This window comes from Paraburkholderia sp. 22099, from assembly GCF_052045835.1.
Classification (GTDB): domain Bacteria; phylum Pseudomonadota; class Gammaproteobacteria; order Burkholderiales; family Burkholderiaceae; genus Paraburkholderia; species Paraburkholderia terricola.
The window spans coordinates 33,525-45,179 of the sequence record NZ_JBQEPU010000046.1; the positions used below are offsets into that span (position 1 = coordinate 33,525).

The following is an 11,655-nucleotide window of genomic DNA, read 5'->3' on the forward strand; positions in this document are numbered from 1 at the left end:
CAACGCGTGAGAAGCGCGGTCAAAGCGCAACGCCTTCGTCGCCGATCAGCTTTTCCAGCAGCCAGATCAGCGCGAAGTCGATCGCGACGATGAATACGGCGAAACAGAACACGGTCGGATCGAGCGACGACACCGTGCGGCTGTACAGCCACACCGGCAGGGTCATCGTGTCGATGCCGTACAGGAAGAAGGTCACCGTGAATTCGTTGAACGAGACGATGAACGCGAACAGCATGCCGGCGAGAATGCCGGGGCGCATCAGCGGCAGGATCACGTCGACGAGCGCGCGGCCAGGACTTGCGCCCATCACGCAGGCGGCTTCCTCGAACTCGGGGCCGATCGAGGCCACCGACGCCGCGCAATTCTTCACGGTAAACGGCAGCGCCAGAATCACATGCGCGATGATCAGGCGGAACACGCCGAGTTCGACCGGCAGCACGTTGAACACCAGCAGCAGCGAGAGGCCGAGCATCACGAGCGGATAGACGAGCGGCAACGCCACCAGTTGCTCGACCGCGGGCTTGCCGCGAAAACGGTAGCGGCAGAGCGCATAGGCGGCGGGCACCGAAACGAGCGTGGCGATGATCATCGTGCAAAGCGCGACGATCAGGCTCGTGCTTAACGCCGCGCCCATCGAGAGCGAGTCGCTCGCATCCGGCGCGACGAAGCTGCGCCACGCGGCGCGATACCAGTGCAAGCCGTAGGCGTGCGGCGGGAATTCGAGCGTATCGGCCGCGCTGAACGACATCGCGATCATCGTGAGGATCGGCAGCGCGGCGAGAAACAGGACGAGCGCGGCCAGCAGCGCGGCGGCCTTGCCGAGCCGGCCGGGCATCGTGACCGGCCAACGGGAAACGCGGGGCAAACGCGCGAGCCGCGCGGTTTGAATCGGCGTGCTCATGCGCGCGGCTCCTCGGCAAGACGTTGCGTGCGGCGCACAAGGCGCTGCGAGAGCGCCATCACCGTAAGCGTGGCGAGCATCAGCACGACGCCCGATGCGGACGCCGCCGGCCAGTTCAGCAAGGGCGCCACCTGATCGTGGACCAGCACGGCGAGCATCGGCACGCGGCGTCCGCCGAGCAGCAAAGGCACGGCGAACGCGCTGGCGTTGTACGCGAACACCAGCAACGCGCCGGACACGAGACCGGGCAGCGCGAGCGGCAACAGAATGTGACGCAGCGTTTGCCAGCGCGTCGCGCCGAGCGTCGCCGCGGCCTCTTCATACGAGCGCGAGACCGCGCGCATCGCGCTCGACAACGGCAGCACGGCGAGCGGAAACGCCGTCTGGATCAAGCCGAGCAACACGCCATGTTCGCGATACAGCCACATCACCGGGCGTTGCACGAGCCCGCTGCCGAGCAGGGCATGATTGAGCAAACCGGCCGGACCGAGAATGATCAGCCAGCCATAACCTTGCAGCAGCAGATTGACGAGCAGCGGCAGAAGCACACCCGCGAGCAGCAGACGCCGCGCGAGCCGCGATTGCGTGCGAGCCATCGCGAGCGCGACGGGAATCGCCAGCACGACCGCGCAGATCATGCTTTGAAACGCCAGCTTCAGCGTGAGCCATAAAGACTTGAGGAAGTAGCCGTCGAGCAGGTCCGCGTAATTTTGCAGCGTGAAGCCGCGCCACTCGTTGCCTTGCGTGCCGAAGCTCATGCGCAGCACGACGAGCGCGGCCGCGCCGAGCACCGCGAGAAACAGCAGGATCGGCGCGAGCAGCAGCCACGGGCGCGCTTTGTCCAACGCGCTTGCGGCGGGCTGGTCCGGCGCGACGGATGCGGGATTGGGCGCGCCGCCCGCCGCGCCCGCCGCGCTGCCGGATGCCGCGGCCGAACCCCGCGCCGCAGTCGACGCCGATCCGGCTCGCCGCGAAAAGCGCGCGAGCATCGCCGTCATGCCGAGAAGATTTCGGTGTAGCGCTTGATCCACGCCGGCTGCACGACGGCGAGCGCCTTGTCGTCGTGCAATACGGCTTTTTCGGCGATCTGCCGCGGGCTCGGTACGAACGCGCGGCTCTCGGCGGGAATCACCGCTTTCGAATTGACCGGGCCGTTCAGCACGTCCGCCGCCATGCGGCCTTGCACGCCGGCATCGAGCGAATGGTTGATGAAGGCGTGGATCAGATCGCTGTCGCCGGGATGCGACTTCGGGATCACCGTGAACATCAGTTGCGTAGCGAAGCCTTCCTTCATGCCGTAGGTCACGCCCATCTTGTACTCGGGCTTGCGGATCTGCGCGGGGAAAAAGGCCGGCGAATAGATGCCGCCGATATCGAGCGAGCCGGTGCGGAACAGATCGGCCACCTGGTTCGGGTTCTCGCCGAGCGTCATCACGTGGTCTTTCAGTTGCATCAGTTTCCTGAAGCCCGGCTCGATGTTCTGCTGCGAGCCGCCGTTCATTTTCGCGGCGATGATCGCGAGGTCCACTGCTTCGGCCCATTCCGGCGGCGGCAGGAACAGGCGGCCGGCGTACTTCGAGTCCCACAACGCTTCATACGACGACGGCGCTTCCTTGAACGTCGACGTGTTGTAGATCAGGCCGTCCGACCACAGCAGATAGCCGATGCCGAAACCGTTCGCGCCCGTGCGGTATTGCGGGGCCACGTCCTTGAGATTCGGCAGCTTGTCGAGATCGGGCTTCATCAGCAGGCCGGCGTCGCCGAGACCCGCCGCGCCCACGCCCGCCAGCGTGATCACGTCGTAGGTCGGCCGCTCGCCCGCGGCCTTGACCTTGGCGACCATGCCGGAGGTGCCGTCGGCGCGATCGGCGATCACCTTCGCGCCGGTCTTCGCCGTGAAGGTGGCGGCGATGTTGCGCAAGGCCGCGGCGCCGGTGTCGTCGGACCATGTCAGGAGGCGCAGCGTTTTGCCGGAGAAGTTGTGCTCCTCAGCCTTGAGATTGACGAACGGCATCGGCAACGTGGACGCCGCGAGCGCCGCGCCGAGCGTCTTGATGGCCTGCCTTCTACCCCGTTTGATGTCTTGCATGGCGGTCTCCTGTGTTGAGCGCCTGTTGCTGGGTGATGTTCGCTGTGACCGCTGCCGCTGCATCGCTCGTTGGCGCTGCCCGCCTGGCATGACCGGGCGCGTTGCCCGATGCGCCGCGGTGGATGCACTCTAGGTTTGCCAAAATCCCTCAACAAACGAAATATGCGCATGGAACGCATGAGCTAATCTCATGCGTCGGCATTGAGGTGGTGGTGCCGGCGGCATTGATCGGGCAAGCGGGAGCGCCGAGACGGTGGCGCGTGCGGGTTAACGTCCACGTTTTTTCCGCGCTCGGGCTGCGCGGGGAGGTATGAGGAAAGCTCGGTTCTGGTGCGGTCGCGAACGGTACGCGCCCTGTGCCGGTGCAAACCGGCGGTCGAGCCCGGCGTCCTGCTTCATGCCATGAGCAACACGCATGGGTTCAAGCGAGGTTCGAGCGCCTGTGAGAATTTTCGATGGCGTATCCTATCGGCCAGATGGGCCGCATGCGCTGCGCGACGCCCATTGCTTCACGCTCGCGCAATGAGTTTTTCTGATCCTTACTGGACCCTACTGGACTTCTTTCGATGCGCCGTCTCCCGCCGCTCAACGCGCTGCAGATTTTCGAAACCGTCGCGCGGCATCGCAGCTTCACGCGCGCCGCGGACCATCTTTGCCTGACGCAAGGCGCGGTGAGCCGGCAAATCATCGCGCTCGAGGATTACTACAAGTTCCCGCTCTTCAAGCGTCACGCGAAGGGCTTGACGCTTACCGCCGAAGGCGAGCTGCTGCTGCCGGCCGTGAAGGAAAGCTTCGCGCGCATCGAGGAGATTTCGCTGCGCCTCACGCGGCAGCGCACCGATCTCGCGCTGAAGGTGCCGACCTGCGTGATGCGCTGGATGCTGCCGAAGATCATGCGCTTCCAGGCCGAGTATCCCGATCTGCACGTGCAGATCACCACGACCTGGCAGCATGACGTCGACTTTCAGATGGAGCCGTTCGACGCGGCCATCATCTATGGTTCGTCGCCGGGTGCGGACGTGCAGGCGGTGCCCTTGTTCGAGGAGCGTCTGACGCCGGTGTGCGCGCCCGATCTTCTGAAAGACAAGCCGTTGGACGAGATCGCGGACCTGGCGCGCCATACGTTGCTGCATCCCACGCGCGATCATCGCGACTGGAAAATGTGGCTCGCCAAGGTGAGCGAGGCGGATGCCGCGAACGCCCAGGCGATCGACGCCGAGCACGGGCCGAGTTTCGACACGCTCGACATGGCGACCAACGCCGCGTTGCAGGGCTTCGGCGTGGCGATCAGCGACCTCGCGCTGATCGACGAGGACGTCGCGGCGAGGCGGCTGGTGCGGCCGTTCGATACGGTGCTCAAGACCGGCTGGCGTTATTACTTCATCTATCCGGATTCAGCCGCGCATCAGCAAAAGCTCAATCTGTTTCGCGACTGGATCGCCGCGCATTGGCAGGAGTGAGGCCGCGAACGTCGCGTCACGGCGCGAACGACAGAAACAGATACGCCGCGAACAGCGACAGATGCACGGCGCCCTGCAGAATCGTGGTGCGCCCGCTGCTGAGCGTGAGCGTGCCGACCAGCAGCGTGAGGATCAACAGCACCGTTTGCTTGCCGTCGATGCCGAGCACGAGCGACTGACCGGTCGCGAGAAACACCGCGGCGACGGTCGGAATGGTTAGCCCGATACTGGCGAGCGCGGAACCCAGCGCGAGATTCATGCTGTTCTGCAAGCGATCGGCGCGGGCCGCGCGCACCGCCGCGAGACCCTCGGGCAGCAGAACGAGCGCGGCGATGATGATGCCGACCACCGCCGCCGGCGCGCCCGCGTTCTGCACCGCGGTTTCGACGACCGGCGACAGCACCTTCGCCAGCAGCACCACGGCGACGAGGCACACCAGCAGCAAACCGCCGGCCGCGAGCGCCACGCGGCTGCTCGGCGGGGCGGCGTGCACGTCTTCGTCGGGCACGTCGGCGAGAAAGTAATCGCGATGCCGTACCGTCTGCACGAACACGAACACGCCGTACAGCACCAATGACGAAACGCCCGCGAACGCCAGTTGCGACGGCGACAGCACCGGGCCGGCGCGGGTGGTCGTGTAGTTCGGCATGACGAGCGTGAGCACGGACAGCGAGGCGAGCACCGCCAGCGCCGCGGCCGCGCCACGGCTTTGAAAGTCCTGCTCGCGATGCCGGATGCCGCCCACTAACAGGCAAATGCCCACGATGCCGTTGCAGACGATCATGACCGCGGCGAACACGGTGTCGCGCGCGAGGCCGGCCTTTTCGGGGCCGGAGGTCAGCATCACCGAGACGATCAGCGCGACCTCGATCACGGTGACGGCCACCGCCAGCACCAAGGTGCCGAACGGCTCGCCGACGCGATGCGCGACCACTTCCGCATGGTGCACCGCCGTAAACACCGCCGCGCACAGCGCCACGCCGACCAAAGCGAGCAGCAGCCCGTTGCCCGGCAGCAGATAGGCGGCGCCCAGCACCATCCAGGCGACGAACGGCGCGGCAATGGTCCAGCGGGGTAGAACGGTCGCGGTCGAGGTCATTGGGGCTTCCTTTTTGTTGCTTGTTTTGACTGGCGCGGAGGGGTTCCACGTGGGCTAGGAGCGAGCGCGGAAGCTCATGCGGCTTCTCATAAATACGTTCTAACGTATTAAATTATAAGGGATACTTGACCGCGTCCGAGATTTTCGCAGACGGCGTCCCGCAGGCGCGGTACATGCGGCGACGCTTGACCAGAACGATCGGTCAAGCGGGCTTGCGCGGAAAGCAGGTGGGTTGCAGTGTAGTGCGGCTTCGCGAGATTCGGCGGCGTGTAGCGCCGGAGCGAGCCGGTTGAACCTAGTGATCTGATAGTCGGGCGTCGATGCGTTGTCGAACCCAGCGACGCCCGGATCTGCCGCTACGGTCGCGGCCGACCGAATTACTGTCCGACCGGGCGGATCGTCAGCGCGTTCTTCACTGAAGTCACGCCGGCGACGCCTTGCGCGGCCTGAGTCGCCAGATCGACTTGCGGCTGCTCCGGCACGGAGCCGGCCAACGTCACCGCGCCGCCACGTGCACGCACCGAGATATTGGCCACGCTCAGCCCTTTGGTTTTCGTCAGCGCGCTACGCACCTTGCGGCCCAAGGCACGATTGGCGGCCTTGGCCTGCTTGGCGGTCGGCGCCGCGGAGGCTGCCTCGGGGGCCGCCGTGGTCGCCGCATCGCTGCTTTGCGCGTAGGCGTTGAGCGATGCCAGAACGATCAGCGCGCCGCCGACCATCTTGATTGCCGTGAATGCTTTCATTGAACTCTCCTGTTGTCGTGAATACTTCGGTCCCCGGGTGGGGACGCTTTAATGCAACTACGGTACTTCGGGACGAATCTGAACGGGACTGTGCCGCGGGTCGTGCGAGTGCATGCAAGCTGACTGCTGATCGAGGCGAGGTGATGCGATACGAGCGGGCCGAGGCGCATGCGAGCCGGCAAAGGCTGTGCCGCGGACCGGAAACACACGATACTCCAATCGATGCCGCGGCGACTGCGACGGTGCCACGAAATGAGGCGTGGCTACAACGCATCGGCCGATGACAACCGACCCATGTCGCGATACCGCGTGGCATGGCGCATCCATCGAACCGCGCGCTGCGCGCTTTTAAAAAGGCCGAACGCATGCCCGAACCGTTGCTTCCCATCCTGCCGTTGCATCGTGACGATTTGCCGGTCGATACGATCGGCCTGGCGCGCTTCATGATCGGCAAGTACCTCGTGCACGATCTGCCCGAAGGCCGCATCAGCGGACGGATCGTCGAGACCGAGGCGTATCCGGTCGGCGATTCGACCAGCCATGCGTTCATCGGCCGACGTCCGCATAACGGCTCGATGTTTCTCGCGCGAGGTCACGCCTACGTGCGCCTCACGTATGGCTTGTCCTACATGCTGAACATGTCGGCGGAAGCGGAGGAGGTCGGCGCGGGCATTCTGTTTCGCGCGATCGAGCCGCTCGAAGGTTTGCCGTTGATGGAAGCGCGGCGCCCCGGCGTGCCGCTGCGCGATCTCGCGCGTGGACCCGGCCGCTTGACCACCGCGCTCGGCATCGGCCAGGCGTTCGACGGCCGCGATCTTTGCACTGGGCGTGGTCTTTGGATTGGCGTGATTGAACGTGGCGAGTTGCCGGTTGGCGTGACGACGCGCATTGGTCTGTCGCGCGAAATGCATCGACCGTTGCGGTTTTTCGAACCGGGCAGCGCGTTCGTGAGCGGACCGCGAAAGCTGTTGTTGAGCGCGCATGCCGGACCCGAGGCTCGCGCGAAAATCTGACCGGCAAGCGCACGGGCGCCGGCAAAATCCGCGGGGACAGGATGCGTTTTGGAAACCTCAGACACAAAGGCTTACGAAGCCGCGCATTATTACGGGGAACCCTCGACCCAATTCGCATGCGACGGTAAATTCCGCTGCACTGTTGCGATTAGGGCAATTATGTATCTCTCAATTAAGGGTTTTCCCTTGGCGTGCCGGTGACTAGACTGGAATCACTCGCTGCTCACGGTGTGTGGCAAGCGAAGCAAAAAACCAATCTGGAGGTAAGTCATCATGAACTCGTTTATCAAGGCAGTTGCCCTCGCAGCCGTTCTCGCGGCCCCGGTCGCCTCGTTCGCCCAATCGAGCCAGCAACCCGTGACCCGCGCGGAAGTCCGTAACGAACTGATTCAGTTGGAGCGCGCGGGCTATAACCCGGCCACCGCCAGCGATCCGGCTTATCCGGCCGATATCCAGGCCGCCGAGCGCCGCGTGCAGGAACAAAACCCGGCCATCGCACAAACCCAGCAACCAGTCGCCGACACCAGTGGTTACGGCGCGCCGATGAGCGGTTCGTCGCAGTCGGGCGGCACGGTCCAGCCGACCTCGGGTCCGAAGTCGGTTTATTTCGGTAACTAACGCGGTAGCGCGGTATTGGAAAAGCAGAAATCGGCGCGCCGCCCGATGCGGCGCGCATCACGACACGGTGTCTTTGTTCCGGCGTGAGACTCGTGCGCGGTCCGCTGGGTAGCCAGCCCGCCGCGGCGCTGTCCCGGTCCACGATACAAGGAACCTCCGCTGCCGCAAGGTAGCTTCGCCCAGCCCGGTCAAGGATTGGGCTTTTTTTGCGTCTGCGTGTTTGCGTGGAATCGCGCGGCGCGAGAGGCGCCGCCGTGCGTCAAGGACGTTCGCCGTGAATATAGAACTCGAGTTGCTGAATGGTGAACTGCTGTTCAGCGATGATGTTCTTCACCAGGTCGCCGATCGACACCATGCCCACCAGCCTGTCGTTTTCGATGACCGGCAAATGGCGCATGCGGCGTTCGGTCATGAGGGCCATGCAGTCGTCGGTGCTCTGATCGGGGCGCACGAAGCGCACCGCCTTGCTCATGATGTCGCGCACCGGCGTGGCCTTGGACGAACGGTCCATCAGCACGACCTTGCGCGCGTAGTCGCGCTCCGTGACGATGCCGGCGATGCTGTCGCCGTCCGTCACCACGAGCGCGCCGATGCCTTTTTCGGCCATCAGCCGGATCGCCTCGTAGACGGAATCGTCGACCCCGATCGTGTAGACGGTGGTGTTGTTCGGTTTCGTTTTAAGAAGCTGTGCAACGCTTGTCATGGAGCGGCTCCGTTTCGCTATGCGGCGCGCCGGCACGGCGCGTTGTCGTGAGGGACAGGCCATTCCAGTATAGGCGCGACGCGCCGCCGCGGTACTTCGGGAATACCTGGGGCGCGCCGCGGGCCGAGTTCGGGTAGCGGCGCGGCACCGGGCGGCTCCATGCACCGCGCAAGGGCATCGGGTGCACCGTGCCGATTAGCGGTAAACTCCCAGTCCGTACCTTATCCCCGGTTTGATCGGGTTCATGTCAGCACCACTGTCCAACGCCATGCTCACGTCTCACGATCCGTCGCCCACGGCAGACGGCGCCATCAGCGAAGAATGCGTCGTTCTCGACGCTACCGCCACGCTTCCCACGCGCTACGGCACGTTCACGTCCTATGTGTTTCGCGTGGTCGACAGCGGCGCCGAACATCTCGCGCTCGTGATGGGCGAGGTCGCGAACCAGTCATCGGTACTCACGCGCCTGCATTCGGAATGCCTCACGGGCGACGTGCTCGGCTCCTATCGCTGCGATTGCGGCGAGCAGCTCGATCTCGCACTGCGCTATATCGCAGCCGAAGGCTGCGGCGTGCTGTTGTATCTGCGCGGCCACGAAGGGCGCGGCATCGGCCTGTCGAACAAGATCCGCGCGTATGCGCTGCAGGAGCAGGGGCGCGATACCGTCGAGGCCAATCTCGATCTCGGCTTGCCCGACGACTCGCGCGAATACGATTCGGCGGCGGGCATTTTGCGCACGCTGAAGGTGACCTCGGTGCGCCTGATGAGCAACAATCCGGAGAAGTTCGACACGCTCTCCAAGCACGGCATTCCGGTGTGCGAGCGGGTCGCGCTGGCGATTCCGATGCGCGAGGAAAACGAGCGCTATATCCGCACCAAGCAGTTGAAGTTCGGTCATTACTTCGACGAGAACGAATAGAACCTTGTAAATTCCGGGCGATTGCTGCGCCGCCTATTTTCTTCCCTTATTGATTGCTGCTGCGCCAATGCCGGCCAGTGCGGCAGGTATTGCCGTTCACGGTGCTACGGCGACAATGGTTTCTGCTGCGCATTGACTCATTAGAATTGCAACTCGCGCTGATCTGTTGCCTCACGTAGTTTGCTACACGTCGGATTGTCCGGCGGGAGCGGCACGAGGTGACGAGGCAAATCAGCATGACGACACGCAAGGAGTTGGTGGCAGCAATTGCAATTGCGGTATCGCATCGCGACGCTCGGTGAACGGATCAGCATTCTCGATGAGTTCGTGGCTCTGACCGGGTATCACCGCAAACACGCCATTCGGCTGCTGCGGGAAGAGCTCGGCAAGCCACGAAAGAAGAAAAGAAAGAAAGCGAAACGACAACAATCCGCCGGGTAACATTCCTTCGCCAGGCAACACGCCGGACAGAACAATTGTCGTCGCGCAGGTGAAGCAGGTTTCAGTCGACGTTGACAGGTCTGGACTAGGTAGCACGACAATCATCCCAAAAACACAATGCGAAGTCAGGGATTGTCAGCGATCGGTTAAAAACAACAGACGCCGCCGGTGAGCTGTTCGGACCCTTCACCCGCGGGATGAAGGCGCGTATCGTTTCCTCCCCAAACAGGTATCGTTCGCGACCGATGTGTCTGTCGCGCATAACGGTCCTGAAGCAGTGCTGATCAGGTGAGGAGTCGATAGAAGATGGCAAGCCTGTATGACGATGCGAGAGAGGCGGTCTCCGGCGTGATGGCGGCTCCGGGGCGGCAGCGCCATTTTCTGGATGTGCCGGGCACCGACAGCGCGGCCCAACTGTCGGTCGTCTCGTTCGAGATAACCGAGAGGATGGGCGAGCCCGTCGAAGTACAGATCGAGCTGACCCATCCGCAACAGCTTTCGCGCAACGACTACCTGAGCCGCGACGCGGCTTTCTCGATCGTGCCGGACGATGGTGCGCCGAAGAAGTTCTCGGGGTACATCGAGCGTTTCTCGACGATCCAGACGACGAAGGACTTCACGAAGTACCGGCTGGTGCTCAGGTCCCATGTCGGACGGCTTGCCGCGGTCACCAATACCCAGATCTACCAGCACCAGTCGATTCCCGACATCATTGCGCTGGTGATGCGCCGTCATGGGTTCAGGCCGGAGCAGTACTCGTTCCGTCTCAGGAACCCGTACCCGAAACAGCTGTTCCGCTTCCAGTACAAACTCGACGATCTGTCCTACGTCCGGATGCTCATGGAGAAGACAGGCATCTATTTCTATATCGTCGAGACCGAGCACGGCGACCAGGTGGTGTTTGGCGACGACATCGACCACTATCGCTACGATCCGCAACTGGTGGTGCCGTACCGTGAAGCGGCCGGTCTCGAGGCGGGTGGCGTGGAGGCGGTGACGTCGCTCAGGACGCACACGGTCACGGTGCCGCAGTCGTTCGTGGTCGCCGACTACAACCCCGAGGCCGCCTGGGAGCGTTTTCGCGACGAGGCCAATATTGCCCCGCAGGATCCCACGACCTACGGCCAGCCGTATATCTACGGCACGCATCATCTGGATCAGGACGGCGCGAAGTGGGAGGCGCAGCTGCGTCATGAAGCGGCAATCGCGCGGCAGGTAGTGTATGAGGGCGAAAGCAACGTGCTGGCGCTGCAGTGCGCGCGAGTGCTGGAAACGGATGTCGTGCTGCCCGATGCGCCCAAAGGCCAGATGATCATCGAGCTCAGGCATCATGGCGCGCGCGACAAACCCTACACCAACAGCTACAGGGCGATTCCCGCTGACCGGCGCTTTCGCCTCGAACTGAAACCGGACACCTGGCCCAGAATCGCCGGGACCCTCAGCGCGCGTATCTGCAGCCCGGACAAATACACCTATGGCTACCTGAACGCTGCGGGCTATTACGTCGTCCGCTTCGACGCGGATTTTGCGGACTGGCCCAAGGGCGGCGAAAGGTAAGCGACTCGGCCCGACCGTTTCCCGATGCTGATTTTTCCAAAGCATGATGGGCGCGTTTAGATTGACGGAGCCAGTCAGCCATGTCGAACGCAGGGGCGCGAGCCCATCCCCA

At 63.7% G+C, this 11,655-nt stretch carries 11 protein-coding genes and 1 pseudogene; 5 read left to right on the forward strand and 7 right to left on the reverse strand.

From position 1 onward, the window contains the following. Positions 1 to 19: 19 nt before the first annotated feature. Genes ACTJLC_RS29470 through ACTJLC_RS29480 form a run of 3 tightly spaced genes read right to left on the reverse strand, consistent with a single transcriptional unit; the run spans position 20 to position 2,990 of the window. Positions 20 to 901, reverse strand: a complete 882-nt coding sequence (locus ACTJLC_RS29470; RefSeq protein WP_310132744.1) for an ABC transporter permease — start codon at positions 899 to 901, stop codon at positions 20 to 22. Further along, on the reverse strand, positions 898 to 1,899 hold the full coding sequence (locus tag ACTJLC_RS29475; RefSeq protein WP_310132742.1) for an ABC transporter permease: 1,002 nt from the start codon (positions 1,897 to 1,899) through the stop codon (positions 898 to 900). Before ACTJLC_RS29475 ends, ACTJLC_RS29470 begins: the two co-directional genes overlap by 4 nt. After that, on the reverse strand, positions 1,896 to 2,990 hold the full coding sequence (locus ACTJLC_RS29480) for an ABC transporter substrate-binding protein (protein ID WP_154873560.1): 1,095 nt from the start codon (positions 2,988 to 2,990) through the stop codon (positions 1,896 to 1,898). The genes ACTJLC_RS29475 and ACTJLC_RS29480 overlap by 4 nt, the downstream gene beginning before the upstream one ends. A gap of 566 nt (positions 2,991 to 3,556) precedes the next feature. Between ACTJLC_RS29480 and ACTJLC_RS29485 the strand changes: the two genes are divergently transcribed. Further along, positions 3,557 to 4,450: a LysR substrate-binding domain-containing protein gene (locus ACTJLC_RS29485; RefSeq protein ID WP_154873561.1), complete on the forward strand. Its 894-nt coding sequence runs from the start codon at positions 3,557 to 3,559 to the stop codon at positions 4,448 to 4,450. 16 nt (positions 4,451 to 4,466) lie between these two features. Here the strand turns inward: ACTJLC_RS29485 and ACTJLC_RS29490 are convergent, their stop codons facing one another. Together ACTJLC_RS29490 and ACTJLC_RS29495 are read right to left on the reverse strand one after the other, a co-directional pair. Beyond that, the gene (locus tag ACTJLC_RS29490; RefSeq protein WP_310132737.1) at positions 4,467 to 5,549 is read right to left on the reverse strand and encodes a calcium:proton antiporter; all 1,083 of its coding nucleotides are present in this window, start codon (positions 5,547 to 5,549) and stop codon (positions 4,467 to 4,469) included. Positions 5,550 to 5,926: 377 nt separating this feature from the next. Then, positions 5,927 to 6,292 (reverse strand): BON domain-containing protein, encoded by a 366-nt coding sequence (locus tag ACTJLC_RS29495; RefSeq protein ID WP_083086178.1) that lies wholly within the window; start codon positions 6,290 to 6,292, stop codon positions 5,927 to 5,929. Positions 6,293 to 6,657: 365 nt separating this feature from the next. Here ACTJLC_RS29495 and ACTJLC_RS29500 point away from each other — a divergent pair, with 365 nt between their 5' ends. Beyond that, positions 6,658 to 7,305 (forward strand): DNA-3-methyladenine glycosylase, encoded by a 648-nt coding sequence (locus ACTJLC_RS29500; RefSeq protein WP_073431654.1) that lies wholly within the window; start codon positions 6,658 to 6,660, stop codon positions 7,303 to 7,305. A gap of 273 nt (positions 7,306 to 7,578) precedes the next feature. Further along, positions 7,579 to 7,923, forward strand: a complete 345-nt coding sequence (locus ACTJLC_RS29505) for a DUF4148 domain-containing protein (protein WP_073431617.1) — start codon at positions 7,579 to 7,581, stop codon at positions 7,921 to 7,923. Between the two features lie 259 nt (positions 7,924 to 8,182). Here ACTJLC_RS29505 and ACTJLC_RS29510 read toward each other — a convergent pair whose 3' ends face one another. Beyond that, positions 8,183 to 8,626: a CBS domain-containing protein gene (locus ACTJLC_RS29510; protein WP_073431616.1), complete on the reverse strand. Its 444-nt coding sequence runs from the start codon at positions 8,624 to 8,626 to the stop codon at positions 8,183 to 8,185. Positions 8,627 to 8,894: 268 nt separating this feature from the next. On the opposite strand from ACTJLC_RS29510, the gene ribA reads away from it, so the two are divergent. After that, positions 8,895 to 9,545, forward strand: a complete 651-nt coding sequence (gene ribA / locus ACTJLC_RS29515) for a GTP cyclohydrolase II (protein WP_073431615.1) — start codon at positions 8,895 to 8,897, stop codon at positions 9,543 to 9,545. A 231-nt stretch (positions 9,546 to 9,776) separates the two neighbouring features. Here ribA and ACTJLC_RS29520 read toward each other — a convergent pair whose 3' ends face one another. Continuing rightward, on the reverse strand, positions 9,777 to 10,091 hold the full coding sequence (locus ACTJLC_RS29520) for a hypothetical protein (protein ID WP_310132733.1): 315 nt from the start codon (positions 10,089 to 10,091) through the stop codon (positions 9,777 to 9,779). 201 nt (positions 10,092 to 10,292) lie between these two features. Between ACTJLC_RS29520 and ACTJLC_RS29525 the strand changes: the two are divergent. After that, positions 10,293 to 11,537, forward strand: a pseudogene (locus ACTJLC_RS29525) (type VI secretion system Vgr family protein); the annotation flags it as partial. Between the last annotated feature and the right edge of the window lie 118 nt (positions 11,538 to 11,655).